Genomic DNA, 24,504 nt, shown 5'->3' with positions numbered 1-24,504 from the left:
TTTATTCCTGGCCGCCGAGCGCCAGGATCTCCGCGAAGAACTGTCCGGCCGGCAGGCGAAAACCGGCGGCATTGCGATGCCCGCCACCGCCGTAGCGCTGCGCGATCGCAGCAACGTCGAAGTCGCCTTTCGAACGCAAAGAAACTTTGGCTTCGCCGTCGCCGGCGAGTTGCCAGATCAGACCGAAGCTGCCGCTCTGTTCTGCCAGTCGATTGCCCAGTTCCGAGGCAAACAGGGCGTTGGCATTGATGGCGGTGCCGCTGATTGCCAGCCAGCTTTGTTCACCATTGCTCAAGCTTTCCTGCTCATGGCGCACCGCCTGCAGCGCGTCGATCGCCTCGCCACGCAGGCGGGCCGGCATCCGCAGCGCGCTGTTGGCGAGGCGTTCGATCTCGTTACCGAAGAAGGACTCAATGGCTACACCCTGTTCGAGCAGGCTGCGGTAGCGCGCCGAGTTGTGGTCTGCGGTTGCTTGCAGGATATCGTCCCAGTTTGAAAATTCGAAGGGCTGCTGGCGCAGGGCGCGGCAAAAGGCGCGCGTGCCGGGCAGGGCAAAGCGCCACATGTCCTGGTCTTCGATGTGGGCGAGGGCGAGCGGCAGGGCGGTGGTTGGATGAAAGTGTTCCCAGGCCAGCCGGGCGCCGGATTTGTCGAGATCGAAAATCACCCGTAGCGGCAGTTCGGGGTGCTGGTAGCTTTGTTTGCCGTCTGCGCCGGCTTGCAGCAAGCCGTTCCAGGCTTTGCGGGCTGACAGGTGATGGTCGATCTGGGTCACCGATTTTGCTGTCGCGGCCAGTTCCTTCAGTACCTCTGGGGCAAAGGAAAAGTCTAGGATGAAGAGATCCTGGTCGGCAATTTTGCCCATTTCACACAGTTGACCGTGGTGCATGGGCAAATATTCGGCAGCGTCGCCGAAATGCCGCCAGGCGGCAAAAGCGGCGCCAAAGCCGTCGAGGCAGTCGGCGTGGTAAATGATGCAGGGCAAGATCGGTCTCAGTAGTGCGGTGGCAGTTCGTCGCGCAGGCTGCGCGTCTCGTTGGGCTGGGCCGATTGCATCTGTTCGCGCAGGTTCTTGATCTCGTTGGCGAGCAGGTCGATCTGCTGTTGCTGGCGATAGACGATGCGGTTCAGTTCATCGACGAGGTCTTCGGTATAGCTGATCTTGATCTCAAGATCGGTGATTCTGGATTCCACGGGTTTACCTGTTCGGGGTTATTGCCAACTGCAAAGTATGCGGCCTTTGTCCGGCTTCGAGAAATTTCGCGAGAAGCTGTTGACATCGGTGTTTAAGGGTCTATAATGCGGCGCTTCCTTAGGCGGTTAGCTCAGTTGGTTAGAGCGCCACGTTGACATCGTGGAGGTCGTTGGTTCGATTCCAATACCGCCTACCAAAATTCCTGACGGAGCTGAATTGATGCTTTTCCGAACTTGCACTGCAGTTCAGAAACACTAATCGAGTCAGCCTTCGTTTGACCAAAAAGTGCGGCTCATCCCGCACTTTTTTTTCGCCTAGAGATTTGCCATGCCTGATATCAAACTGCCTGATGGTTCCATCCGCTCCTTTGAACAGCCGGTAACGATCGCCGAAGTGGCGGCGAGTATCGGTGCTGGTCTGGCGCGTGCCGCGCTCGGCGGCAAGGTGAATGGTGAGCTGGTCGATACCTCCTTTCTGATCGAAGAAAATGTCGATCTGGCCATCGTGACCGACAAGGATCCGGAAGGGCTGGAGCTGATCCGTCACTCGACGGCGCACTTGCTGGCCTTTGCGGTCAAGGAGTTGTTCCCGGAAGCGCAGGTGACGATCGGTCCGGTCATCGAAAACGGCTTCTACTACGACTTCGCCTACAAGCGCCCGTTTACGCCGGATGACCTGGTTGCCATCGAAAAGCGCATGGCCGAACTGGCCAAGAAGGATATTCCGGTCAGTCGCGAAGTCTGGTCGCGCGACGATGCGGTCAACTTCTTCCTTGGTCTGGGTGAAAAATACAAAGCCGAGCTGATTGGTGCCATTCCGGCCGACCAACAGGTTTCGCTCTATCGTGAAGGTGATTTCATCGATCTTTGTCGTGGCCCGCACGTGCCGACCACGGCCAAGCTCAAGGTCTTCAAGCTGATGAAGGTGGCCGGTGCCTACTGGCGCGGCGATCATCGCAACGAACAACTGCAGCGCATCTACGGCACGGCCTGGGCGAAGAAGGAAGATCTCGATGCCTATCTGCACATGCTGGAAGAGGCCGAGAAGCGCGACCACCGCCGTCTGGGCAAGCAGTTCGACCTGTTCCACATGCAGGACGAGGCGCCGGGTCTGGTCTTCTGGCACCCCAAGGGTTGGGCGATCTGGCAGGAAATCGAGGGTTACATGCGCAAGGTTTACCGCGATAACGGTTACCACGAAGTGCGCTGCCCGCAGATCCTTGACAAGTCGCTGTGGGAAAAGTCGGGCCACTGGGAACATTACAAGGACAATATGTTCACGACCTCGTCGGAAAATCGCGATTACGCGGTCAAGCCGATGAACTGTCCGGGTCATGTGCAGGTCTTCAATGCCGATCTGCGCTCCTATCGCGAACTGCCGCTGCGCTACGGCGAATTCGGTTCCTGTCATCGCAACGAGCCGACTGGTGCCTTGCATGGTCTGATGCGTGTGCGCGGCTTCGTTCAGGATGATGGTCATATCTTCTGCACGGAAGATCAGATTGAAGCCGAAGTGACGGCCTTCAATGCGCTGGTCAAGAAGGTTTATGCCGACTTCGGCTTCAACGATGTTGCCGTCAAGCTGGCACTGCGTCCGGAGAGCCGTGTGGGTAGCGACGAGGTGTGGGACAAGGCGGAAGAGGCACTGCGCGCCGGTCTGCGCGCCTCCGGTCTGGAGTGGACGGAGTTGCCGGGCGAGGGGGCTTTCTATGGTCCGAAGATCGAATTTCACATCAAGGATGCGATCGGTCGTTCCTGGCAGTGCGGCACGATGCAGGTCGATTTCTCGATGCCGGGTCGTCTCGGTGCCGAATATGTCGCGGCTGACGATACGCGCAAGGTACCGGTCATGTTGCACCGTGCCATCCTGGGGTCGCTTGAGCGCTTCATCGGCATCCTGATCGAAAACTTCTCCGGTGCGCTGCCGATGTGGTTGGCGCCGACGCAGGCGGTGGTACTGAATATTTCCGAAAAGCAGGCCGATTACGCTGCCGAAGTCGCGCAAAAGCTACACCGGGCGGGCTTCCGCGCTGAAGCAGATTTGCGTAACGAGAAGATAACCTATAAAATCCGCGAACATAGCTTGAACCGGCTGCCTTATCAGCTCGTTGTGGGCGATAAGGAAAAGGCGGACGGACTGGTGGCCGTGCGGACTCGCGGTGGTCAGGATCTCGGACAGATGTCCGTGGATGATCTGATCAAGCAGCTTCAAAACGAAGTTGCGGCGCGTAGTGGCACGGCTTAATTATTGATGTTTTCGGGGGTTCTACCATAGCTCAGAACAAGGCGCATCGCCTCAACGAAGAAATTACGGTACCGGAGATTCGTCTCCAGGGTTTGGAAGGCGAGCAGCTGGGTGTGATCAGCATTCGCGCTGCCTTGCAGATGGCTGAAGAAGCTGGAGTTGATCTGGTTGAGATCGCACCGATGGCCAAGCCGCCGGTCTGTCGCATCATGGACTACGGCAAGTTCAAGTACCAGGAGCAGAAGCGCGCGCACGAGGCCAAGCTGAAGCAGAAGCAGGTTCAGGTCAAGGAAATCAAGCTGCGCCCGGGCACCGACGAAAACGATTACCAGATCAAGCTGCGCAACATGACGCGCTTCCTGGAAGAAGAAGACAAGGTCAAGGTGACTCTGCGCTTCCGTGGTCGCGAAATGGCGCACCAGGAATTCGGCATGCGTCAGCTTGAACGGATCAAGAACGATCTGGAGGCTGTTGGCCAGGTCGAGCAGATGCCGAAGATGGAAGGTCGCCAGATGATCATGATCATCGGGCCGGCCAAGAAAAAGATTCAGTAATTGCTTGAGCCTGGTTTCGGGCTCGGGTGAGGCAGTACTGCTGGCAGGCAATAATTGCTTGCCGGCAGAAAATAAGTGCTTTCGGGTAGTGAAAGCGTTCCCGCCGGGAACCACCTGTTGGCATGTCATTAAGGAGCATCTAAATGCCCAAAATGAAGACCAAGAGCAGCGCCAAAAAGCGCTTTTCGGTCCGCGCTGGTGGTTCCATCAAGCGTGGTCAAGCCTTCAAGCGTCACATTCTGACCAAGAAGACCACCAAGGTGAAACGCCATCTGCGCGGTTCGGTTGAAGTTAACGCGCGCGATACGGCTTCTGTCCGCGCCATGATGCCCTACGCATAAGGAGATAAGAGATGCCTAGAGTTAAACGTGGTGTAACGGCGCGCGCGCGTCACAAGAAGATTCTCGTTCAGGCCAAGGGTTACCGCGGTCGTCGCAAGAATGTATATCGCATCGCCAAACAGGCGGTGATGAAGGCTGGTCAATATCAGTACCGTGACCGTCGTCAACGCAAGCGTCAGTTCCGTTCCCTGTGGATCGCCCGTATCAATGCAGCAGCTCGCGAGCTGGGCATGAAGTACAGCACCTTCATGAACGGCCTGAAGAAGGCAAACATCGAAGTCGACCGCAAGGTCCTGGCCGATCTGGCTGTCTTTGATCAGCCGGCATTTGCTGCCCTGGCCGCACAAGCCAAGGCTAAGCTCGGCGCCTGAGCTCAAGCGTAATTAAAAAAAGGAGGCGCAAGCCTCCTTTTTTAGTTTTAGCCGCCGCTTTGCGGCTTCACGTCGGCTATGCCGGCATGAGCCTTCACTGAAACGTGCGTTTTGTTGGTGGAAGTTTATGGACAATCTCGATCAAATCGTTAGCGAAGCCCGGACGGCGTTCGCTGCCATTTCTGACCCCGATGCGCTGGAGCAGGTAAAAGCCCGTTTCCTTGGCAAGAGCGGGCAGATCACCGAACTTCTCAAGGGCCTGGGCAAGCTGCCGCCGGAAGAGAAGAAAACTGCCGGTGCCGCGATCAACGTCGCCAAGACGGCGGTTGAAGCCGCGCTCAACGAGCGTCGCGAGGCCATTCGCAAGGCTGCGCTGGAAGCGCGCCTGGCCGAAGAGGCGCTCGATGTCACGCTGCCCGGTCGCGCTGAAGCGCGCGGTGGCTTGCATCCGGTGACGCGTACGCTGGAACGGATCGAGTCCCTGTTCCGTTCGATCGGTTTCGAAGTGGCCGATGGTCCCGAGATCGAGGAAGACTTTTTCAATTTCACGGCAATGAACACGCCCGAGGATCACCCGGCGCGTTCGATGCACGACACTTTTTACCTGCAGAACCCGGACGGCACGGTCGCCGACAAGGTGCTGCTGCGGACCCATACCAGCCCGATCCAGGCGCGCTACATGCAGGCGCATGTCGCCAGGTACGGTCAACTCGAAAAAATGCCCGAAATCCGCATCATTGCGCCGGGCCGCGTCTATCGTGTCGATTCCGATGCGACGCATTCGCCGATGTTCAATCAGGTCGAAGGTCTGTGGGTGGGCGAGGGGGTTTCGTTTGCCGACCTCAAGGGCGTGATTGCCGATTTCCTGCGCAGCTTCTTCGAGACCGATGATCTCAAGGTCCGCTTCCGTCCGTCTTTCTTCCCGTTTACCGAGCCTTCTGCCGAAATCGACGTCGCTTTCATGAGCGGTCCGCTCGAAGGCCGCTGGCTGGAAATTGCCGGTTGCGGCATGGTGCATCCGGATGTGCTGCGCATCGCCGGCATCGATCCGGAAAAATACACCGGCTTCGCCTTCGGCTTCGGTCAGGATCGTCTGACCATGCTGCGTTATGGCGTTAATGACCTGCGCCTCTTCTTTGAAGGCGACCTCCGTTTCCTGAGGCAATTCGCATGAAATTCTCTGAATCCTGGCTGCGTACCCTGGTCGACACCGAGCTGTCGAGCGAGGAGCTTTCCCATCTGCTGACCATGGCCGGCCTTGAAGTCGAAGGCCTGGAGCCGGTTGCGCCCCAATTCAACGACGTCGTCGTCGCTCAGGTGCTCGAAGTGGTCAAGCATCCCGATGCCGATCGTCTGAACGTTTGCAAGGTCGATACCGGCCGCGGCGAGCCGACGACCATCGTCTGCGGCGCGCCGAATGTCGCCGTCGGTCTGCGTGTTCCGTGCGCCTTGCCCGGCGCCAAGCTGCCTGGCGATTTCATCATCAAGATCGCCAAGGTGCGCGGCATCGAATCGTCCGGCATGCTCTGCTCGGCCAAGGAACTCGGCATTGCCGAAGAGGCTTCGGGTTTGCTGGTGCTGCCGGCTGATGCCCCGGTGGGTCAGTCGATCCGCGAGTATCTCGATCTCGATGACCAGCAGTTTGAGCTCAAACTGACGCCGAATCGTGCCGACTGCCTGTCGTTGACCGGTGTGGCGCGCGAAGTGGCAGCCATTGCCGGCGCCCAGGCCAAGCTTATCGATGTGCCCGAAGTTGCTGCGACCATCGCCGATCAGCGTGCCGTCGTACTGGATGCGCCGCAAGCCTGCCCGCTTTATTTCGGTCGCGTCCTCAAGGGCGTTAACGCCAAGGCGCCGACCCCGGAATGGATGAAGCGTCGCCTCGAGCGCAGCGGCATCCGCTCGATTTCGGCGCTGGTCGATGTGACCAATTACGTGATGCTTGAACTTGGTCAGCCGTTGCATGCCTTTGACAACACCAGGCTGGAAGGTGTTGTGCATGCCCGCATGGCGAAGCCGGAAGAAAAGCTGTTGTTGCTGAACGAGCAAACCATCGCTATCGATGCCGATATCCTGGTCATTGCCGACGACGTCAAGGCGCTGGCCATGGCCGGCATCATGGGTGGCGAAGAGAGCGGTATCACGCTGGAAACCGGCGAGCTGTTCCTCGAGTCGGCCTTCTTTTCACCGAAGGCCATTGCCGGTCGGGCCCGTCGTTACGGCTTTGGCTCCGATGCCTCGCATCGTTTCGAGCGCGGCGTCGATTTCGGCGGTGCTCGCCGTGCCATCGAGCGTGCCACGCAGCTGATCATCGATATCTGTGGCGGTGCCGCTGGTCCGGTAAGCGAGGCCAGCGCCGAAATGCCGGCGCGCAAGCCGGTGCGTCTGCGCACGGCGCGTGCCTGTGCTGTGATCGGCATGGTTTTCTCCCCGGAGCAGATTGCCGGCTTGTTTGCTGGCTTGGGTTTGCCTTTTGTTCGCGAAGGTGACGATTTCCTGGTCATCCCGCCGACTTGGCGCTTCGATATCGAGATCGAGGAAGACCTGATCGAGGAAATCGCCCGTCTGTACGGCTACGACAATATTCCGGCTCCGGCGCCGCGCGGCAACCTGAAAATGATGGTGCAGCCCGAAGCCCAACGCCCGGCCGCTCGCGTTCGTCAATTGCTGGTTGATCGCGGCTATCAGGAAGTGGTGAATTTCGCCTTTGTCGAGGAAGCCTGGGAGGCTGATTTTGCTGCCAATGCCGATCTGATTCGTCTGGCCAATCCGATTGCCAGCCAGATGGCCGTCATGCGGTCGACGCTGTTTGGCGGCCTGATTTCGAATCTGGTGACCAATCTCAAGCGCAAGCAGAGTCGTGTTCGCTTGTTCGAGACCGGACGTGCGTTCCAGCGTGATGTGGCCGCTGTTCCGGTAGCCGGTTTTGCGCAAGTCTGGAAGTTGTCTGGCCTGGCCTACGGCAGCGCTCTGCCGGAAGGTTGGGGGAGCGGTTCGCGCAAGATTGATTTCTTCGATGTGAAGGGCGATCTGGAGGCGTTGTTGGCGCCGGCCGCCCTGCGCTTCGAGAAGTTGGTGCACCCGGCCTTGCATCCGGGGCGTGCGGCACGCGTTCTGCTTGATGGCCGCGAAATCGGTTGTCTGGGTGAGTTGCATCCGGAATGGGTGCAGAAATACGATTTGCCTTTTGCGCCTGTCGTGTTCGAACTCGATTTCGATGCAGTCAAGGCGGCACAGGTTCCGGTCTTTTCCGAGGTTTCCAAGTTCCCGCCGGTGATCCGCGATCTGGCTGTGGTGGTTGATCAAAATATTGCGTTGCAGGTCTTGCTCGATGCGCTCAAGGCGCAGTTGCCGGCGCTCGTAAAGGACGTTCAATTGTTCGATGTTTACGTCGGAAAGGGCGTTCCGGAAAACAAGAAAAGTCTTGCTTTCCGGATAGTTATGCAAGATACTCAACGCACTTTGCTAGATTCTGAAGTTGATGCTGCCCTGCAGCAACTGGTGTCCTGTCTTGATCAGGAATTCGGTGCTCAACTGCGTGCCTGATGGAAAAAACAACGATGACGCTCACCAAAGCCGAGCTCGCTGATCTACTGTTCGAGAAAGTTGGCCTCAACAAGCGTGAGGCCAAGGACATGGTCGAGGCTTTTTTCGAAGAGATTCGTAATGCCCTGGAAACCGGTGATGGCGTCAAGCTTTCCGGTTTTGGAAACTTTCAGTTGCGCGACAAGCCGCAACGTCCCGGGCGTAATCCAAAAACCGGCCAGGAAATTCCCATTACGGCACGCCGTGTGGTGACCTTCCATGCCAGCCAGAAACTGAAGTCCGATGTCGAGCTCGCCTGTGATGGAACCGCGGCATAAAGCATCCGGCAGCGACGAGCTGCCCCCTATTCCCGCCAAGCGCTATTTCACGATTGGCGAGGTCAGCGAGTTGTGTGGCGTCAAGCCGCACGTCTTGCGTTATTGGGAGCAGGAATTCAATCAGCTCAAGCCGGTAAAACGGCGGGGCAATCGTCGCTACTATCAGCACCATGAAGTTCTGCTGGTGCGCCGTATTCGCGAGCTTCTTTATAATCAGGGTTTTACGATCAGTGGTGCGCGTAATCGTCTTGATGAAGGTGTCGCGGCAGCTGTACCTGCGCCAGAAAAGATGGATGCCCAGCCGATGGGCAATGATCTGCGTCGCGAGTTGCTTTCAGTAATTGAGATGTTGCGGCTTTGAATCTCGAGCAATCTACGTTATAATCTTTGGCTTGTCGGGGCGTAGCGCAGCCTGGTAGCGCACTTGCATGGGGTGCAAGGGGTCGCGAGTTCGAATCCCGCCGCCCCGACCAAATTAAATAACCGGCTTTTGCCGGTTTTTTAATTTTATATATTGAAAAATATATCAGGACAAATTAGATTGTTGCCACCTATTTAATTTCGGAGGTAATTATGGAATTGTCTAATCTCTCAGTTTCCCAGTTGCGCGACTTGCAGCAACAGATTCCCGCTGAATTGAAACGTCGGGAAGCCCAGGAAAAAAATGAAATCCTGAATGAAGTGCGTGCTTTCGCCAAGGCGCGGGGCTATGCAATCGAGGAATTGCTGGGCAAGGAAACCAAGGTCAAGGCGGTTGCTTCTTCTGGTAATAAAGTGAAAGTAAAGTACCGTCATCCGGAAAATGCCGAACTGGAATGGACCGGTCGTGGCCGCAAGCCGAAATGGGTCGAAGCCTGGCTTGCCAATGGCGGTAATCTCGAAAATCTGCTGGTAGGTTAAATGCGTATTCTGCTGAGTAATGACGACGGTTATTTTGCGCCCGGCCTGGCCGCGCTGGCCGAGGCGCTCGCCGGTCTCGGTGAGATCGTGGTTGTTGCTCCCGAGCAGAATCGCAGCGGGGCGAGTAATTCGCTGACCCTGGATCGGCCCTTGTTTTTGAAACAGGCCGCCAGTGGTTTTTATTTTGTGAATGGCACGCCGACTGATTGTGTGCATCTGGCTGTTACCGGCATGCTGGATCAATTACCGGATATTATTGTTTCCGGTATTAATCTTGGTGCCAATATGGGCGACGACACGATTTACTCGGGTACTGTTGCTGCGGCAACCGAAGGATATTTACTTGGTATTCCTTCAATAGCCATTTCACTTACCAGTTTTGAAGGTAATCACTTCGCCACTGCCGGGCAGGTTGCCCGTGATCTGGTTGAGCGCTTTATCCGCAATCCGGTTAAAGAGCCTGTATTACTGAATGTCAATGTGCCGGATATTCCCCATGCCGATATCAAGGGCATGGAAGTGACGCGTCTGGGGCGGCGCCACAAGGCGGAGCCGGTCGTCAAGATGCTTTCGCCGCGCAACGAGACGGTCTACTGGGTTGGTGCAGCAGGTGCGGCGGCTGATGCCGGGCCGGGTACCGACTTCGGTGCGGTCGACCGCGGTTTTGTCTCGATTACGCCCCTGCAGATCGACTTGACCAATACGGCCCAACTGCCGTCCATTCGCCACTGGATGCAATGAGTTCAAACGTGTTGCACGGAATCGGCATGACTTCGCAACGGACCCGGGCGCGCATGATCGAGCGTCTGCGCGAAAAGGGTATTCGTCACGACGCGGTGCTCGCCGCGATGGCGGCCGTGCCGCGCCATGTTTTTGTCGAAGAGGCCTTGGCCTCTCGCGCCTACGAAGATACGGCCCTGCCGCTCGGCATGGGGCAGACGATTTCCCAGCCCTATGTCGTGGCGCGGATGATCGAGTTGCTGCTCAATGGTCGCCCATCCCTGGGTAAAACGCTGGAAGTCGGTGCCGGCTGCGGTTATCAGGCCGCGGTGCTGGCGCAACTGACCAACGAGGTTTATGCCGTCGAACGTCTCGGCCCCTTGCTTGAGAAGGCCAAGGCCAACATGCGCGCCTTGCAGCAGTTCAATGTTCGTTTGAAGCATGCGGATGGTCAGCTGGGTTTGCCGGAGGCCGGGCCTTTTGACAGCATCATCGTCGCCGCTGCCGGCCTGCACGTGCCGCCGGCCTTGCTTGAGCAACTTGCGCTGGGCGGGCGGCTGGTCTTGCCAGTAGGTACGTCCGAGCAGTATCTTAGCTTCATCGAACGTACGCCTCAGGGATATGCTGAAACGCGGCTTGATGCCGTCCGCTTTGTCCCGCTTCTCGCAGGAACACAATGACACGATTTTTTGCCCTGGTTTTGCCTTGTCTGCTGCTGGCTGGCTGCTTTTCACAAGCGCCGGCGCCAACGGTCGACCGCAATTCAAGCCCACAATCGCGTGCGTCCGTTGCGGCCCAGCCCTCCGGGCCTGGCTACTACACGGTCAAGAAGGGCGATACGCTGTACCGGATCGCGCTCGAGAACGGTCAGGACTATCGCGATGTGGCGACCTGGAACAACATCACCAATCCGGCGGCGATCAAGGAGGGTGAGGTGTTGCGTGTGATTCCTCCGGCTGCGCCCGGCGCAGTGGCGAATACCGGTGCCGTGGTTGCCAGCCCGGTTGTTGCGGGCGCCGTCGTTGAGGCGCGTTCGCTGGATCAGCCGGCTGCCAGTGCCCCCCTCGTCAGTGCACCGCTTCCGGCGGCTGCCGGAAGTAGTGCCAAGCGCGAGCCGCGGGTTGGCAAGGAGCCGTATTCGGATGAGGCCTATGCCCGTCTGAACAAGCTCGGTGTTGCCGAGGCGCCAAAGGCTGCTGAAACCAAACCGGAGAGCAAACCGGAAGCCGCGCCTGCTATCCCGGCAGGTCCGGATGATGTGCCCTGGTTGTGGCCGTCATCGGCCAAGCTGGTCGGAACCTTCAGCGAGGCCGGCAACAAGGGCTACGATTTTGCCGGCAAGGCCGGCGATCCGGTGCTGGCGGCGGGCGACGGCAAGGTGGTCTACGCCGGGGCCGGTTTGCGTGGCTATGGCGAGCTGGTGATCGTCAAGCACAACGGAACCTTCCTGTCGGCTTACGCCCACAATCGCAAGATCTTGGTCAAGGAAGGGCAGCAAGTCAGTCGTGGCCAGAAGATTGCCGAAATGGGCAATACCGATGCCGATTCGGTCAAGCTGCACTTCGAAATCCGCAAGCAGGGCAAGCCGGTTGATCCGGCGCAATATCTGCCGAAAAGATGAGTCAGTCCGAGGGGCTCGATGACGAGGAGATGGAAGGAGGGGATCAGGCTGATGAAGCCTTGTCGCCAGAGCCCGAACATCTCGCCCCGGAAATCGAGCTGCTCGAGGATGTTACCCAGCTCTACCTGAACGAAATCGGCGCCAAGCCCTTGCTGACGCCTGCTGAAGAAGTGGCCACCGCCCGTCTGGTCTGCGCGGGCGATTTCGCTGCCCGCCAGAAGATGATCGAGCACAATTTGCGGCTCGTTGTGAATATTGCCAAGTACTACCTGAATCGTGGCATTCCCTTGCTGGACCTGATCGAGGAAGGGAATCTCGGCCTGATCCATGCGCTGGAAAAGTTCGATCCGGAGCGCGGCTTCCGTTTCTCCACCTATGCGACCTGGTGGATACGGCAAAGCATCGAGCGCGGCATCATGAACCAGTCGCGCACCATTCGCCTGCCGGTGCATGTCGTCAAGGAAATCAATGTCGTCCTGCGCGCCATGCGCCATCTGGAGGCGGCCGACCGTCGCGATTCGACGGTAGAGCGCGTGGCGGCCCTGATCGACAAGTCGGTCGACGAAGTCCGCCACATCCTTTCGCTCAACGAACACATTGCTTCACTCGATGCGCCGCTCGATATCGATCCCAGCCATTCGCTGGGTGAGGTGATCGCCGATGACGGTGGCGATGATCCCGAATCCCTGCTGCAGTCAAGCGAAGTCGGCAACCTGCTTGATGACTGGCTGGCCCAGCTGACCGACCGGCAACGGCACGTCATCGAGCGGCGTTATGGTTTGAACGGCGCCGATGTCGCGACGCTCGACACCATTGCTGGCGATCTCGGGCTGACCCGCGAGCGGGTCCGGCAGATTCAGATGGAAGGTCTGGATCGCATCCGCAAGATCATCAAGCGCGGCAATATCAGCAAGGATTCACTGCTTTAGGCAGTCAGTCGGGGCCGAGCGGTCGACCCCGAAAAAAACGGCAAAAATCACGGTTTACCGCTGCATCCGCTTGCGGATTTCCTCACCAAGCTGGAATACCGACATGGCGTAGAAGCTGGAGCGGTTGTAGCGGGTAATGACGTAAAAATTCTCGTAGCCCAGCCAGTATTCCGTGGCCTGTCCCGGCGAAACGAGATCGACCAGCGCCACGCTGGCGAGCGGATCGGCGTCGCTGAAAACATTTTTATCCCGCAGTTCGGCAACTTTCAGGCTGGGACGAATGCCGGCCTCGATCAGGCTGCGCTCGGGCTCGCCATTGATGCGGGCGGGGACAGCGATCGGCTGGCCGGCCTGCCACCCGTGCTGCTCAAGAAAGCGGCCAACGCTGCCGATCGCGTCGTCCACGCTGTTGCCGAGATCAACGCGCTGGTCGCCGTCAAAATCGACGGCATAGCGGCGCTGACTGCCCGGCATGAATTGCGGAATGCCGATGGCGCCGGCAAACGAGCCTTTGACGGCGAGCGGGTCGAGATTGTTTTCGCGCGTCAGCAGCAGGAACTGCTCAAGCTCGGTGCGGAAAAACTCGGCGCGCGGCGGGTAGTTGAAGGCGAGCGTGGCGAGCGCTTCAAGAACGCGGAAGCCGCCGGTGTTGCGGCCATACTCGGTTTCGACACCGATGATGGCGACGATGATTTCTTCCGGTATGCCATACAGGGCACGGGCGCGCGCCAGCTTGGCCTGGTTTTCCTGCCAGAAGCGGACGCCGCCATCGATGCGCCGGTCGTTCAGGAAGCGCGGCCGGTAACGTTCCCAGGAACGCTGCTGCGGCGAGCTGGGCGGTTTGATCAGTTGCAGGACCTTGCTGTTCGGGCTGACCTGTGCGAACTGGGCGAGCAGTTCGTCGGCATTGAAGCCCTGGCGCTGTTCGAGTTCGCGGGCGAAGTCGACGACGGCCGCCTGGTCGGCAAAGCTCGGGGTGTTGTTCGCAGCGGAAGCCAGTCCGGTCAGGCCGGCGAGCAGCAGGGCGCCAAAGGTGTGCTTCAAGTTCTTCTCCATCAGGGCAGGTGCGCCACGGCGGCGCGCAGTGTTTTCAGATTGTCGGTCGCGCCGGCATAGCGGGTTTGCAGGTAGGCCTCGACGACACGGTCGAAGGCCTCGCCAAGCGCCGGTTGTTCAAGGCGGACGCGCTGGGCAATCGTCAGCGGGGTTTCCCAGGGCGCCCAGTTTACTTGCCTTCGCGTCAGATGTCGCAAGGCTTTATGCCAAAGACGCGTCGCCGGGTCGTGCCTGGGCCGGTTGTACATGGTCCAGGCGGCGAGTGCCGCCAGCGCCAGGCTGCAGCTGGCGGCGAGCAGGACGGCGAGATTTTGCCAGCCGGTATCGGCCAGGCCGAGGCGCGACAGCAGGTCGCGCTGGCTCTGGCTGTCGTAGCCGAGAATCTGCTGGTTCCAGGCATTGTTCAGCGCCTCCCAGCGGTAACGCAGGTTACGCAGCATGTCCGAGCGCAGTTGCAGCACGGCCGGCAAGGGTTCACCGGCGGCCAGCACATCGCCGATGCCGTTCTCGAGGCGCGCCGGCGCGACGACGGCGGTTGGATCGACGCGCACCCAGCCGCGACCGTCCAGCCAGACCTCGGCCCAGGCATGCGCATCGGACTGGCGGATGACCAGGTAGCCGTCGAGCGGATTCCTTTCGCCGCCCTGGTAGCCGCCAACGACACGGGCCGGTATGCCGGCGCTGCGCATCAGGACAACGAAGGCCGCGGCGTAGTGCTCACAGAAGCCGCGCTTGCTGCGGAACAGGAAATCGTCGATGCCGTTGCGGCCGAGCAGTGGCGGCTGCAGGGTGTAGGCAAAGTCGCGCCCGGCAAACAGGGTCAGCGCCTGATTGACGATGGCGGCCGGCGTTTTGCCGCTGTTTCGCCAGTCGACCGCCAGGGCCCGCGTTTGCGGATTGAGGCCGGCCGGCAGGGCCCGGTTGCGCTCAAGAACGCCAGTGCTTTCGCGGACATTGAAGCGGAAATCGAGACTGGCGGCGAAACGGAAACGCTGGCGCTGGCTGATCGCTTGGCGCGCATAGGCGGTCAAGCGGCCATTCAAGGCGGTTTCCGGCGGCAATCCGGTGGGCGCATCCAGGGTCAGCAGCCAGCGTTGTTCGCTCGCTTCCAGCGTCGTTTCATAGGTGACCGGTAGCGACAGGGCCTCGATCTGTTCTGCGGCCAGACGGCCGGGCGACTGTCGCCAGGTCTGGCCATCGAAGTTTTCCATGACCGGGCCGCGCCAGTAGAGTTTGTCGCGGGCCGGCAGCGGGCCATCAAAGCGCACGCGAAACGCGATATCGCCGCTTTGCACCAGTTGCGCGATGGCGCCCGGCGCCATTTGTTCGGACAACCCGGTCTTGCCGGCATGAGCATCCTGCGGCAGGCCCCAGAGCGGGCCGCTGATGCGCGGGAAAAGCAGGTAGAGCAGCAGCATGAAGGGCAGGGCCTGCGCCACGAGGCTGGCGGCATAACGCAGGGTTGCCCGCAATGGGCTGGCCGGGCCGCCATGCAGACGAATCAGGGCGGCGGTGATCAGCCACAGCGAGCCGAGCAGCCAGAGTCCGGTGGTAATGCCCTGCGCGTAAAAATAATGCGTCAGCAGCAGGAAGAAGCCGAGGGTGACGATCACCATCGCATCGCGCCGGCTTTTCAGCTCGAGCAATTTCATCGCCATGAACATGACCAGCATGGCGACGCCGGCATCGCGCCCGAACAGCGAGTGGAATTCGAGCAGAATCCCGGCGCAGCCGAGAGCGACGAGCAAAAAGAGCACCCAGCGTCCGGGCAGGCGACGGTCACCCTGCCACAGCCAGGTGCCCCAAAGCAGGATCAGGCCGGCAAAGGCGCTCAGCCAGCCCGGCTGATGCAGGAAGTGCGGTGCCGTGGTGATCGCGGCCACGCCGAACAGCCAGGGCGTGGCAGCATGATCGATGGCTTCGCGGGCGGCGGTGCTCATGCCGGAAACAATGCCAGGGCTTCGAGGCAGTGACGGCGGTGTGCCTCGCCGCTGCCCGGCGGAATATTCTGGCCGGGAATTTCCAGTCCGTAACGCCGGCCTTCGTTGGCGGCACTGATTACCCAGCCAGTGAGCAAAGACAAGCGTTCTTCGCTGGATGCCATGCCGGCGGTCGCCGCCCAGTCAAAGTGCAATTCGGTTTCGGCGCCACCGGCGAATTGCTTGACCAGCAAGCCCTGCTCGTCGTTTTGCCGGGCGCTGGCCTTCCAGGCGACATGGCGCGGCGAGTCGGCAGGCTGGCGCTCCCGGAAACCGGCGAAATCCTCCTCGCCCCCTTCGCCGCTGCGGGCGCCGCCCTGCGCGGTCGGCCGAGGCGGGGGCAGGGAGGAGAACAGCGGTTGCGGATAGACCAGGCAGCGCATGGCCGGCTGCAGGTAGCTCCAGGCGACGAACAGGCCGAGCGGATAGACGGTCGACAGGCGAATTCTGGGCAATTCCAGCCAGCCACGCCGGCGGGCAAGCAGTGGGATATTGATTTTGCTGCTCGCCAGGCGGTCGACCGCTGCAGCCACCGATTTTTCACCAGCGATGCCGAGTTCCAGGGCTGGGCGTGGCTGCTTTCTGTCGTTGTCCAAGGTCAGCGTGAAATGGGCGGTTTCGCCGGCAAAAACGGCTTCGCTGCGCCCTGGTGTGACGAGCAGTCCATGCAGGTTGCGAAAGCTGTGCACCATGCCGGTCATGCCCAGGCCGGCGAGCAGGAAGACGAGCGCATGGCCGAGGGCCAGGTTGTAATTGATGGCGCCGATCAGCATGACGAGCAGGGCGGTGGCAAAGAGCAGGCCGCCGCGCGTCGGAACGATGAAAATACGCCGCTGGTTGAGGCGAAAGCGCGTCGTGCCATCGCTCTGCCAGCGAAACAGGCGCTGTTTCAGGGAGGAAATGACGCCCACGCGTTAAGGGATGGCAACCGAGCGGAGCAGCGCCGCAATGTCTTCGGCGCCAGCCTGGCCGCCCTGCGCCAGGAACAGGCGATGCCGCGCGATGGCCGGGAACACGGCCTGCACATCGTCGGGCAGGACCATCGTGCGACCGGCCAGCCAGGCCCAGGCACGGGCGGCGGCGAGCAGGGCGAGGCCGGCACGCGGTGACAGGCCGTGGCGAAAATCGGGACTCTGCCGGCTCGCCTCAAGCAACGCCTGAACGTATTCGATGAGCGGTCCGGCGGCATGGATGGCGGCGACTTCCTGCTGCAGCGCCGGCAGGTCGGCAGCGCTGAGCAAGGCCGGCAATTGTTCGGCTTTTTGCCGTTGACCGCCGGCCGCGAGCAGGGCGCGCTCGGCCATCCGGTCCGGATAGCCGAGTTCGATGCGCATCAGGAAGCGGTCGAGCTGCGATTCGGGTAGCGGAAAGGTGCCGATCTGGTGCGCCGGATTCTGGGTGGCGATGACGAAGAAAGGTTGCGGTAGCGCCCGCGTCTGTCCTTCGGCCGTCACCTGGCCTTCTTCCATGGCTTCGAGCAGGGCGCTCTGGGTTTTTGGTGTGGCGCGGTTGATCTCGTCGGCGAGCAGCAGCTGCGCGAAAACCGGTCCGGGCAGGAAGCGGAACTCGCCTTTCTCGCGCTCGTAGATGGAAACGCCGGTGATATCGGCCGGCAGCAGGTCGCTGGTGAACTGGATACGGGCGAAGTGCAGGCCGAGCAGGTGGGCCAGGGCGTGCGCCAAGGTCGTCTTGCCCATGCCGGGCAGATCCTCGATCAGCAAGTGGCCGCCGGCAAGCAGGCAGGCCACAGCGGAGCGGATTTCCTTCTCCTTGCCGAGAATGATTTTTCCCGTCTCGGCAAGAACGTTCTCCAGCGCCCGCCGCCGGTTGCCTGATGAAGCCTGGTTTGCTGCCTGCATGCTGATTTGTCCGAAAATTATTCCGGGCAATTCTAATGCTTGAAGCGGCGCAATGATTGGGACGATAATGGAATCTCGACGTGCGCTTTCTGTGGCGGGCGGTTCGAAGAGACGAAGAGACGAAAGAGAACAATAAAGTGACAACCACTGCTTTCATTACCCATCGCGACTGCCAGCTGCATGACATGGGGTCGCATCACCCGGAATGCCCGCAACGTCTGACGGCCATCAACGATCACCTGATTGCGCAAGGGATCGATGCCTATTTTGTTTATTACGATGCCCCGCTGGCGACCTTCGAACAACTGCTGCGCGTGCATCCGGCAGCGCACCTTGAGCGCATCAAGCGTGCGTCCCCCGAACATGGTGTTGTCCATCTCGACCCGGATACCGCCATGAATCCGCATACCTGGCAGGCTGCCCTGCGGGCCGCCGGCGCCGGTTGCCTGGCGGTCGACCTCGTCATGCGGAAAGAAATCCAGAATGCCTTCTGTGCCGTGCGTCCGCCCGGCCACCATTGCGAAAAGTCGACGCCGATGGGCTTCTGCTTCTTCAACAACATCGGTGTTGCGGCCCGTCATGCGATCAAGGCCCATGGCCTGGAGCGCGTCGCGATCATCGACTTCGACGTGCATCATGGCAACGGCACCGAAGACTGTTTCGCCGGCGATGAGCAGGTGCTGATGTGCAGTATCTTCCAGCATCCTTTCTATCCCTATAGCGGCGCTGACAAGCCGGCCGCCAACATGTGCAACGTGCCGCTCGCCGCCGGTTGCGGCGGCGAAGAGTTCCGTGATGCCGTCACCCAGGTCTGGATGCCGCGTCTGCGCGAATTCAATCCGCAGATGATCCTGATCTCGGCCGGCTTCGACGGGCATTACGAAGACGACATGGGCGGCCTGAAGCTGGTTGAAAAGGATTTCGCCTGGTGTACCGATCAGCTGATGAAGCTGGCGGCCGAAATCTGCGACAAGCGCATCGTCTCGATGCTTGAAGGCGGCTATGTGATGACCTCGCTGGCGCGCAGCGTCGGTGCGCATCTGCGGACCTTGGCCGATCTCTAGAGATCAGTCGGGCGACGGCAATCGCCGTCGCTGATTTCCTTCGGAAAAAGAACCGGGTGGGGTAAAATCCCGCCCTCTTTTTCATGTTTCCAACGTTTAACCGGATGAATCCATGGCGTTGATTGTTCAAAAATACGGCGGCACGTCGGTCGGCAACCCCGAACGCATCAAGAATGTCGCCAAGCGGGTGGCCAAATTCCACGCGCAAGGTCACCAGGTTGTGGTGGTCGTTTCCGCAATGAGCGGCGAAACCAACAAGCTGATCGCGCTGGCCAAGGAAGTCCAGGCCAGCCCGGATCCGCGCGAGCTCGATCAGATCTGCTCCACCGGCGAACAGGTCACCATCGGTCTGCTCTCGATGGCGCTGATGAATATCGGCATCCCGGCGCGCAGCTACACTGGCGGCCAGGTCAAGGTCCTGACCGACAGCACCTTCACCAAGGCGCGCATCCTGTCGATTGACGAGACCAACATGCGGCGCGATCTTGATGCCGGCAAGGTGGTTGTTGTGGCCGGCTTCCAGGGTGTCGACGAGTTCGGCAACATCACCACGCTCGGTCGTGGCGGTTCCGATACCTCCGGCGTCGCGCTTGCTGCTGCGCTGAAGGCAGACGAATGCCAGATCTACACCGACGTCGATGGCGTTTACACCACCGACCCGCGTGTCGTGCCGGAAGCCAAGAAGCTCGACACCATCACCTTCGAAGAGATGCTGGAAATGGCCAGCCTCGGCTCCAAGGTGCTGCAGATCCGCTCGGTCGAATTCGCCGGCAAGTACAAGGTCAAACTGCGCGTTCTTTCCAGCTTCCAGGACGAAGGGGAAGGCACGCTGATCACTGTTGAGGAAGACAAGAAAATGGAACAACCGATCATCTCCGGGATCGCCTTCAATCGCGACGAGGCCAAGCTGACCGTGCTCGGCGTACCGGACACCCCGGGCATCGCCTACCAGATCCTGGGCTCCATCGCTGACGCCAACATCGACGTCGACATGATCATCCAGAACGTCGGCCACGATGGCACCACCGACTTTTCCTTCACGGTCAACCGCGGCGATTTTGCCAAAACCAAGGAAATCCTCGAAGGCGTCAAAACCCGTCTCGGCGCTCGCGAAGTCACCGGCGACAACAAGATCTGCAAGGTCTCTGCAGTCGGCGTCGGCATGCGCTCGCACCCGGGCGTCGCCTCCAAGATGTTCAAGGCCCTGGCCGACGAAGGCATCAACATTCAGATGATCTCGACCTCCGAGATCAAGATTTCCGTCGTCCTCGACGAGAAGTACCTGGAGCTGGCCGTTCGCGTCCTGCACCGCACCTTCGGTCTCGACCAGTAAAAGTTTGACCAAAGGGCGCGGAGGCTATATCATCCGCGCCTCGTTGAAGTCTGGATCCGGAGACGTGGCCGAGAGGTCGAAGGCACTCCCCTGCTAAGGGAGCATGCGGGCAAAACCTGCATCGAGGGTTCGAATCCCTCCGTCTCCGCCAGCAACATCGAAAACATGCGCCCTCCGGGGCGTTTTGTTTTTCTAGTGGCAAAAAGTTCATCGGCATGGAATGACCTGGCGACAAGCGACAGAGCTGCCGGTCGATATGATGCTCTGGTCAGTCTGGATTAACTCACGCGTTAGCTGTCAGCAAGATTCCTCATGGATCACCTCAAATTCAATTTTGACGACCGTCCCTACCTGTTGTGGCTTGTCGGATGGCGTGCCCTGCTGGCGCTGATTGCGCTCTACACGGTGCTGGAAAAGACCTTCCTGACTGCATTCATGTCGCTCGGGATGCTTGGCGTGCTATTGATGCTTGGTGAAGCGGCTTACCGGAGCAAGATCCACTACGAGCAGGAAAAGCTGCGCCAGCAGAAAGAGCGCGAATTCCGCGAGCGACGCGCGGAAGAGGCCAGGTTGCGCTATGAACAACAAAAGCGGGAAGGCAAACGCGGTTTGATGTCGCTTGATGACGATGCGCGGCTGGAACAAGAGGAGGAGGAAGCAAAAAATCCTCCGGCAGAGACGGCCTGATCAGGTCGGGCTGCCGCAAACTGAAAAGCACCCGCGCGGGTGCTTTTTGCTTTCATGGGTCCGAGTTGGCGGCTGATTTCAGGCAGTCTGCGTGGTTTCGCTTGCCGTGCCCAGTTTGCTGGCGAGAAAGTCGTCGTAACCCTGGTTGACCAGATCGAAGGTCCGCATGATGCCGCTTTCGATATCACCGCTGAAGACCTGTAGCCCTTGCAGGATGTCCTTCGCCTCGTTGAAGCCTTTTTCGAAGCCGCCGCGGATCAGGTTGACGAAATTGGTGGCCAGTTGCTCCGGGTCATCACCGGGGTGTTGGGCGGCGTAACTGTCGTAAAAGGCGGTTGATAGCGAAACGATGCGCGCCGCTGTCGCTTCAGCCGAGTTGTCCTCGCTCATCTTGCCCTGGATTGCGTTTTCTCCCAGCGTCGGGGCGAGATATTCGTTGATCCGGTCGATCGCGCTGCGAAAGAGCAGGGCTTGCGACTGTTCGCCGGCCTTGAGCGATACCGCGGCGGATGCTTCGAGAATCTGCACGTTCATTTCATCGCGCAGGCTGACTCTCGTCTCCGATGCGGAGCGGCTTCTGCTTGGTGCCAACTCGGCATTTTGCGTCGTGGAGCGTTGCGCGACCTGAGTGGTGGCTGATGTATCGGTCATGCTGACCTCCATGGTTTTGAGCATCAAGCGGAAATTGCGTCCGTTACCGGGGCTACGCCCCTTGTTCTCAGTCTAGGTCATGGCAGGTAAAGGGCCAGCAGCTATTTTTCCGGCACCTGCAATTCAGTCTGCTTGGCCAGCGTGGCGGCATGGCGCCGTTTTTCCTGGGCACTCAACTGCTTGATCCGGTATTCGGCTTTCGAGGCGCAGGAGCGGTCCGGGTGCTGCTCATGCCCGAGCAGGCGCAGCGGCGGGTGCGAGCGCGTGTAGCGGGCGCCGGTGCCCTGGCAATGGGCTGCGTAGCGGGCAGCGACATCGACGGTGATGCCGGTGTAGATGCTGCCGTCGCAACACTCGATCAGATAGAGAAACCAGGGCTTCTTAGCCATCGCGGCCGACTCGCGTCAGGGCCTGGCGGATGCGCAGGATGGTCTGCTCGACAGCGGCGTGCCGCGAAACCTCGAGGCCGAGGTCGCGCGCAATGGCATTGACCTTGGCGGTATTGAGCGGAATGCCGCCGCGATCAATGGCCGCGATCAGGCTTTGGGCGCGGGCAACTTCCGAAGTCGGGGCGGGGCGGACTGAAAATTTTGCTTTCAGCCAGGCAATGATGCCTTTCGGCCGGCGTGATCCCATACACTTGCTTCTTGAGAGAAAAGGCAAGGATACATTGATGGCAGTCAGAACGTTCCCTGGGCGCGACAATTTACGGTCGACGGCCTGCAGGAGGCCAATTTGAGCGAAGTTGTATTGAGTCGCAGCGATCTGGCTGCCGCCGAATTGCCGCTCTATCCCGGTATCGGGCTTGCCGGCATTACCCTGGTGACTTCTGCCGCGCAGGCTGGCGAGGCGCGGGTGGCGCTGATGGCGACCGACGCCATCGGTTTCGATACCGAGTCGAAGCCGACTTTCCTGAAGGGCGAAGTGTCGACCGGGCCGCACCTTATCCAGCTGGCGACCGACGAGCACGCCTATCTTTTCCCCGTGACGGGAACGCCGGCACTCGACGTGCTGAAAGCCGTGCTTGAAGCCCCCGGCGTGCTCAAGGTCGGCTTTGGTCTGGGCAATGACCGCAGTGCCTTGCATACGCGCCTGAACATCGCCTTGCAGAATGTCCTCGATCTCGGCGAAGAGTTGCGCGGGCCGGGGCATCGTGGCACGGTCGGGGCCAAGGTTGCGGTGGCGCATTACTTCGGTCAGAAGCTGCAAAAATCGAAAAAGATCGGGACCAGCAACTGGGCCAATGCGCGCCTCAACGAGCGGCAGATTCTCTACGCTGCCAACGATGCGCACGTCGCGCTGCGCATTTACCGGACCTGGCGGCAAAATAACGACCTGCCGGCCTGAGCCCGTTGCTGCCATCCCGATTCACCGTTTAACCCGGAACCTGCAAACGTATGTCGCTTTCCCTTCCCGTGCTTTCCCTCGTCGAAACCCGCGTTCTCGCCACCCTGGTCGAGAAGCAACGCACCGTGCCCGACACCTATCCGCTTTCGATCAACGCGCTGGCCGCCGGTTGCAACCAGAAGACCAGCCGCAACCCGGTGCTTGAGCTGGGTGAGCCGGAGATCCTGCAGGCCATCGATAGCCTCAAGGATCTCGGTCTGGTCAGCGAAGTCAGCGGCAGTCGGGTGGCGCGTTTCGCGCATAACCTGGAAAGGCAGCTCGGCGTGCCGAGCCAATCCGCGGCTTTGCTCACCGTGTTGATGCTGCGCGGGCCGCAGACGGCCGGCGAATTGCGCCTGAACTGCGAGCGCCTGCACAAGTTTGCCGATATTTCTTCGGTCGAGGCATTTCTCGAAGAACTGGCCGAGCGCGCTGACGGCGCCCTGGTGCTGCGTCTGGCCCGTCTGCCTGGCACCCGGGAAGAGCGCTGGACGCACCTGCTGAGCGGCCAGCCGGCCGCGGAGAGCCCTGTGGCTGGTACGGGCAAGGCTGCAGCCAGTGAAGAACTGGCCGACCTCAAGGCGCGGGTCGGCGCGCTTGAAACCGAAGTCGCCGAACTGAAGGCGCTGCTCCTGGCAAAAGGCGCATAACTCCCCGGTGCGTCTGCCCATTTTTCTGTTGCGGCGTCTTTATCCGCTGGCCGCCTTTCTCGGCGGTTTTGCCTGGGATGCGCTGACCATCGGCCAGCGGGTTCGCGTGGTCGATCTCTGGCGTCTCGGCCTTTTTCTGCTGGGCGCCGGGCTGCTGGTCGTCGCCCTGGCGCGGCGCGAGGCTTTGCAAAAAGCCGCCCCCGCTGCGGCAAGCGGCTGGCGCGGGCGGCTGGTCGATCTGCGCTGGCAGGGGCCTTACCTGCTGTTGCAGTTCTTTTACGGCGGCATTTTTTCAGCGTTGTTCATTCTCTACTTCAAGAGTTCCGGCCATCTCGGTACCTGGCTGACGGCAGCGCTGCTTGGTGCGTTGCTGGTCCATAACGAAGTGGCCGGCAAGCGTCACGGCGAGCGTTTTACGCTGACCTGGGCATTGCTCGCGCTCAATGCCATCCTGCTCTTCAATTTTGCCTTGCCGCATACGGTGGGCAGTTTGAATTCGGCCTGGTTTTACCTGTCGACCGCTGGCGGCATTGTTCTTGTGCATGGCCTGTGGTGGTTTTCTCCCGGCCGGCCGGGGCGGATCCTGCCGGCCTGGGGACTGGCCGCGCTGCTGCTGCTTGCCTGGCGATTCGACATGATCGCGCCGGTGCCTCTTGTCGAACAGGATATTGCCGTTGGTCACGACTTTGTCCAGACACCGGGGCGCTATGCCTTGCGCCTGGAGCGGGCGCCGGTCTGGCAGTTCTGGCGGCATCAGTCACAGACGGTCCACGTGCCGGAAGGTGGCAAATTGTATGGCGTCTCGGCGGTGTTCGCGCCCAAGGGCGTGACGGCAGCCCTGGAGCACCGCTGGGAGGTGCGCGAAGCCAATGGCTGGCGCCTGGCCTACCGCAACCGCTTTCAGACCACTGGCGGACGCGAGCGCGGCTTTCGCGGCTATTCCTGGGTGCGCAATCCGCCGCCCGGCGAATGGCGTTTTGTCGTGGCGACGCAGGATGGGCGTACTGTCAGTATCCTGCCGCTGACCGTGGTGCGCGGTGAGGTGCCGGCCGAGCAACTTTTACTTCGCGAATTTTGAGTGTTTGGCCGTATGCCAAGCCT

General features: G+C 60.3%; 28 protein-coding genes and 3 tRNA genes. 22 read left to right on the top strand and 9 right to left on the bottom strand.

All coding sequences use genetic code 11. The features are described 5' to 3' along the window. Position 1: 1 nt before the first annotated feature. Positions 2-985, bottom strand: a complete 984-nt coding sequence (locus KIG99_RS00330) for a DHH family phosphoesterase (RefSeq protein WP_226458239.1) — start codon at positions 983-985, stop codon at positions 2-4. Positions 986-993: 8 nt separating this feature from the next. Next, a complete protein-coding gene (locus KIG99_RS00325; RefSeq protein WP_226440099.1) occupies positions 994-1,194 on the bottom strand; it encodes a SlyX family protein in 201 nt (66 codons plus the stop codon). A gap of 120 nt (positions 1,195-1,314) precedes the next feature. Here KIG99_RS00325 and KIG99_RS00320 point away from each other — a divergent pair. The 15 genes from KIG99_RS00320 (at position 1,315) to rpoS (ending at position 12,738) form a co-directional block, all read left to right on the top strand. After that, a tRNA-Val gene (locus tag KIG99_RS00320) sits at positions 1,315-1,391 on the top strand. Positions 1,392-1,522: 131 nt separating this feature from the next. Then, entirely contained in the window at positions 1,523-3,439 is a 1,917-nt protein-coding gene (gene thrS / locus KIG99_RS00315) for a threonine--tRNA ligase (RefSeq protein WP_226458238.1), read from the top strand. Then, the gene (infC, locus tag KIG99_RS00310) at positions 3,439-3,993 is read left to right on the top strand and encodes a translation initiation factor IF-3 (protein ID WP_319002416.1); all 555 of its coding nucleotides are present in this window, start codon (positions 3,439-3,441) and stop codon (positions 3,991-3,993) included. Before thrS ends, infC begins: the two co-directional genes overlap by 1 nt. A gap of 143 nt (positions 3,994-4,136) precedes the next feature. Next, positions 4,137-4,334, top strand: coding sequence for a 50S ribosomal protein L35 (gene rpmI / locus KIG99_RS00305; protein WP_168656359.1), 198 nt, complete (start codon positions 4,137-4,139; stop codon positions 4,332-4,334). Positions 4,335-4,345: 11 nt separating this feature from the next. After that, positions 4,346-4,705, top strand: coding sequence for a 50S ribosomal protein L20 (gene rplT / locus KIG99_RS00300; RefSeq protein ID WP_226440096.1), 360 nt, complete (start codon positions 4,346-4,348; stop codon positions 4,703-4,705). 127 nt (positions 4,706-4,832) lie between these two features. Further along, positions 4,833-5,879, top strand: coding sequence for a phenylalanine--tRNA ligase subunit alpha (gene pheS, locus KIG99_RS00295; protein ID WP_226458237.1), 1,047 nt, complete (start codon positions 4,833-4,835; stop codon positions 5,877-5,879). Then, positions 5,876-8,251 (top strand): phenylalanine--tRNA ligase subunit beta, encoded by a 2,376-nt coding sequence (pheT, locus tag KIG99_RS00290; RefSeq protein ID WP_226458236.1) that lies wholly within the window; start codon positions 5,876-5,878, stop codon positions 8,249-8,251. The genes pheS and pheT overlap by 4 nt, the downstream gene beginning before the upstream one ends. A 14-nt stretch (positions 8,252-8,265) precedes the next feature. After that, positions 8,266-8,568 (top strand): integration host factor subunit alpha, encoded by a 303-nt coding sequence (locus KIG99_RS00285; RefSeq protein ID WP_168656356.1) that lies wholly within the window; start codon positions 8,266-8,268, stop codon positions 8,566-8,568. After that, on the top strand, positions 8,552-8,929 hold the full coding sequence (locus KIG99_RS00280; protein ID WP_226458235.1) for a MerR family transcriptional regulator: 378 nt from the start codon (positions 8,552-8,554) through the stop codon (positions 8,927-8,929). Before KIG99_RS00285 ends, KIG99_RS00280 begins: the two co-directional genes overlap by 17 nt. Before the next feature lie 35 nt (positions 8,930-8,964). Next, positions 8,965-9,041, top strand: a tRNA-Pro gene (locus KIG99_RS00275). Between the two features lie 139 nt (positions 9,042-9,180). After that, the gene (locus KIG99_RS00270) at positions 9,181-9,468 is read left to right on the top strand and encodes an H-NS histone family protein (RefSeq protein ID WP_264180383.1); all 288 of its coding nucleotides are present in this window, start codon (positions 9,181-9,183) and stop codon (positions 9,466-9,468) included. Beyond that, positions 9,469-10,209, top strand: coding sequence for a 5'/3'-nucleotidase SurE (gene surE, locus KIG99_RS00265; protein ID WP_226458233.1), 741 nt, complete (start codon positions 9,469-9,471; stop codon positions 10,207-10,209). A 26-nt stretch (positions 10,210-10,235) separates the two neighbouring features. Then, the gene (locus tag KIG99_RS00260) at positions 10,236-10,868 is read left to right on the top strand and encodes a protein-L-isoaspartate(D-aspartate) O-methyltransferase (RefSeq protein ID WP_226458232.1); all 633 of its coding nucleotides are present in this window, start codon (positions 10,236-10,238) and stop codon (positions 10,866-10,868) included. Then, on the top strand, positions 10,865-11,809 hold the full coding sequence (locus tag KIG99_RS00255) for a peptidoglycan DD-metalloendopeptidase family protein (protein ID WP_226458231.1): 945 nt from the start codon (positions 10,865-10,867) through the stop codon (positions 11,807-11,809). Before KIG99_RS00260 ends, KIG99_RS00255 begins: the two co-directional genes overlap by 4 nt. Then, positions 11,806-12,738: an RNA polymerase sigma factor RpoS gene (gene rpoS, locus KIG99_RS00250; RefSeq protein WP_226458230.1), complete on the top strand. Its 933-nt coding sequence runs from the start codon at positions 11,806-11,808 to the stop codon at positions 12,736-12,738. Before KIG99_RS00255 ends, rpoS begins: the two co-directional genes overlap by 4 nt. Before the next feature lie 54 nt (positions 12,739-12,792). On the opposite strand, the gene mltB is transcribed toward rpoS, so the two are convergent. Genes mltB through KIG99_RS00230 form a run of 4 tightly spaced genes read right to left on the bottom strand, consistent with a single transcriptional unit; the run spans position 12,793 to position 17,632 of the window. Continuing rightward, positions 12,793-13,782: a lytic murein transglycosylase B gene (gene mltB / locus KIG99_RS00245; protein WP_226458229.1), complete on the bottom strand. Its 990-nt coding sequence runs from the start codon at positions 13,780-13,782 to the stop codon at positions 12,793-12,795. An 11-nt stretch (positions 13,783-13,793) separates the two neighbouring features. Beyond that, positions 13,794-15,734, bottom strand: coding sequence for a transglutaminase TgpA family protein (locus KIG99_RS00240; protein WP_226458228.1), 1,941 nt, complete (start codon positions 15,732-15,734; stop codon positions 13,794-13,796). After that, on the bottom strand, positions 15,731-16,684 hold the full coding sequence (locus KIG99_RS00235; RefSeq protein ID WP_226458227.1) for a DUF58 domain-containing protein: 954 nt from the start codon (positions 16,682-16,684) through the stop codon (positions 15,731-15,733). The genes KIG99_RS00240 and KIG99_RS00235 overlap by 4 nt, the downstream gene beginning before the upstream one ends. A gap of 3 nt (positions 16,685-16,687) precedes the next feature. Then, positions 16,688-17,632: an AAA family ATPase gene (locus KIG99_RS00230; protein ID WP_226458226.1), complete on the bottom strand. Its 945-nt coding sequence runs from the start codon at positions 17,630-17,632 to the stop codon at positions 16,688-16,690. Positions 17,633-17,769: 137 nt separating this feature from the next. Between KIG99_RS00230 and KIG99_RS00225 the strand changes: the two genes are divergently transcribed. From KIG99_RS00225 to KIG99_RS00210, 4 genes are all read left to right on the top strand, one after another. Further along, a complete protein-coding gene (locus tag KIG99_RS00225; protein ID WP_226458225.1) occupies positions 17,770-18,696 on the top strand; it encodes a histone deacetylase family protein in 927 nt (308 codons plus the stop codon). A 112-nt stretch (positions 18,697-18,808) separates the two neighbouring features. Further along, entirely contained in the window at positions 18,809-20,029 is a 1,221-nt protein-coding gene (locus KIG99_RS00220; RefSeq protein ID WP_226458224.1) for an aspartate kinase, read from the top strand. 58 nt (positions 20,030-20,087) lie between these two features. Further along, a tRNA-Ser gene (locus KIG99_RS00215) sits at positions 20,088-20,180 on the top strand. Between the two features lie 161 nt (positions 20,181-20,341). Further along, positions 20,342-20,716 (top strand): hypothetical protein, encoded by a 375-nt coding sequence (locus tag KIG99_RS00210; protein WP_226458223.1) that lies wholly within the window; start codon positions 20,342-20,344, stop codon positions 20,714-20,716. Between the two features lie 78 nt (positions 20,717-20,794). Here KIG99_RS00210 and KIG99_RS00205 read toward each other — a convergent pair whose 3' ends face one another. From KIG99_RS00205 to KIG99_RS00195, 3 genes are all read right to left on the bottom strand, one after another. After that, entirely contained in the window at positions 20,795-21,367 is a 573-nt protein-coding gene (locus tag KIG99_RS00205) for a DUF5610 domain-containing protein (RefSeq protein WP_226458222.1), read from the bottom strand. 101 nt (positions 21,368-21,468) lie between these two features. Then, positions 21,469-21,756: a GIY-YIG nuclease family protein gene (locus tag KIG99_RS00200; RefSeq protein ID WP_226458221.1), complete on the bottom strand. Its 288-nt coding sequence runs from the start codon at positions 21,754-21,756 to the stop codon at positions 21,469-21,471. Continuing rightward, positions 21,749-22,003 carry a hypothetical protein gene (locus KIG99_RS00195; protein ID WP_226458220.1) on the bottom strand — a complete coding sequence of 85 codons (255 nt, stop codon included), beginning with the start codon at positions 22,001-22,003 and terminating at the stop codon, positions 21,749-21,751. Before KIG99_RS00195 ends, KIG99_RS00200 begins: the two co-directional genes overlap by 8 nt. Before the next feature lie 99 nt (positions 22,004-22,102). On the opposite strand from KIG99_RS00195, the gene KIG99_RS00190 reads away from it, so the two are divergent. From KIG99_RS00190 to KIG99_RS00180, 3 genes are read left to right on the top strand one after another with little or no spacing between them, the layout of a single operon-like run. Further along, the gene (locus KIG99_RS00190; protein WP_226458219.1) at positions 22,103-22,714 is read left to right on the top strand and encodes a 3'-5' exonuclease; all 612 of its coding nucleotides are present in this window, start codon (positions 22,103-22,105) and stop codon (positions 22,712-22,714) included. Positions 22,715-22,764: 50 nt separating this feature from the next. Then, positions 22,765-23,403: a YceH family protein gene (locus tag KIG99_RS00185; RefSeq protein WP_226458218.1), complete on the top strand. Its 639-nt coding sequence runs from the start codon at positions 22,765-22,767 to the stop codon at positions 23,401-23,403. Between the two features lie 7 nt (positions 23,404-23,410). Beyond that, complete coding sequence (locus KIG99_RS00180) at positions 23,411-24,481, top strand: DUF2914 domain-containing protein (RefSeq protein WP_226458217.1); 1,071 nt, start codon at positions 23,411-23,413, stop codon at positions 24,479-24,481. The last annotated feature ends 23 nt before the right edge of the window (positions 24,482-24,504 follow it).

It is taken from the genome of Quatrionicoccus australiensis, from assembly GCF_020510425.1.
Lineage (GTDB): Bacteria > Pseudomonadota > Gammaproteobacteria > Burkholderiales > Rhodocyclaceae > Azonexus > Azonexus australiensis_A.
This window is presented reverse-complemented; position numbering and strand designations above follow the sequence as displayed.

Excerpts from the sequence above, each read along its gene's own strand:
- rplT (WP_226440096.1), top strand. The coding sequence starts at position 4,346 with ATGCCTAGAGTTAAACGTGGTGTAACGGCGCGCGCGCGTCACAAGAAG.
- KIG99_RS00230 (WP_226458226.1), bottom strand. The coding sequence starts at position 17,632 with ATGCAGGCAGCAAACCAGGCTTCATCAGGCAACCGGCGGCGGGCGCTG.
- KIG99_RS00200 (WP_226458221.1), bottom strand. The coding sequence starts at position 21,756 with ATGGCTAAGAAGCCCTGGTTTCTCTATCTGATCGAGTGTTGCGACGGC.
- KIG99_RS00210 (WP_226458223.1), top strand. The coding sequence starts at position 20,342 with ATGGATCACCTCAAATTCAATTTTGACGACCGTCCCTACCTGTTGTGG.
- KIG99_RS00285 (WP_168656356.1), top strand. The coding sequence starts at position 8,266 with ATGACGCTCACCAAAGCCGAGCTCGCTGATCTACTGTTCGAGAAAGTT.
- pheS (WP_226458237.1), top strand. The coding sequence starts at position 4,833 with ATGGACAATCTCGATCAAATCGTTAGCGAAGCCCGGACGGCGTTCGCT.
- thrS (WP_226458238.1), top strand. The coding sequence starts at position 1,523 with ATGCCTGATATCAAACTGCCTGATGGTTCCATCCGCTCCTTTGAACAG.
- KIG99_RS00280 (WP_226458235.1), top strand. The coding sequence starts at position 8,552 with ATGGAACCGCGGCATAAAGCATCCGGCAGCGACGAGCTGCCCCCTATT.
- pheT (WP_226458236.1), top strand. The coding sequence starts at position 5,876 with ATGAAATTCTCTGAATCCTGGCTGCGTACCCTGGTCGACACCGAGCTG.
- KIG99_RS00205 (WP_226458222.1), bottom strand. The coding sequence starts at position 21,367 with ATGACCGATACATCAGCCACCACTCAGGTCGCGCAACGCTCCACGACG.
- KIG99_RS00240 (WP_226458228.1), bottom strand. The coding sequence starts at position 15,734 with ATGAGCACCGCCGCCCGCGAAGCCATCGATCATGCTGCCACGCCCTGG.
- rpoS (WP_226458230.1), top strand. The coding sequence starts at position 11,806 with ATGAGTCAGTCCGAGGGGCTCGATGACGAGGAGATGGAAGGAGGGGAT.
- KIG99_RS00260 (WP_226458232.1), top strand. The coding sequence starts at position 10,236 with ATGACTTCGCAACGGACCCGGGCGCGCATGATCGAGCGTCTGCGCGAA.
- rpmI (WP_168656359.1), top strand. The coding sequence starts at position 4,137 with ATGCCCAAAATGAAGACCAAGAGCAGCGCCAAAAAGCGCTTTTCGGTC.
- KIG99_RS00195 (WP_226458220.1), bottom strand. The coding sequence starts at position 22,003 with ATGGGATCACGCCGGCCGAAAGGCATCATTGCCTGGCTGAAAGCAAAA.
- KIG99_RS00185 (WP_226458218.1), top strand. The coding sequence starts at position 22,765 with ATGTCGCTTTCCCTTCCCGTGCTTTCCCTCGTCGAAACCCGCGTTCTC.
- KIG99_RS00255 (WP_226458231.1), top strand. The coding sequence starts at position 10,865 with ATGACACGATTTTTTGCCCTGGTTTTGCCTTGTCTGCTGCTGGCTGGC.
- KIG99_RS00220 (WP_226458224.1), top strand. The coding sequence starts at position 18,809 with ATGGCGTTGATTGTTCAAAAATACGGCGGCACGTCGGTCGGCAACCCC.
- surE (WP_226458233.1), top strand. The coding sequence starts at position 9,469 with ATGCGTATTCTGCTGAGTAATGACGACGGTTATTTTGCGCCCGGCCTG.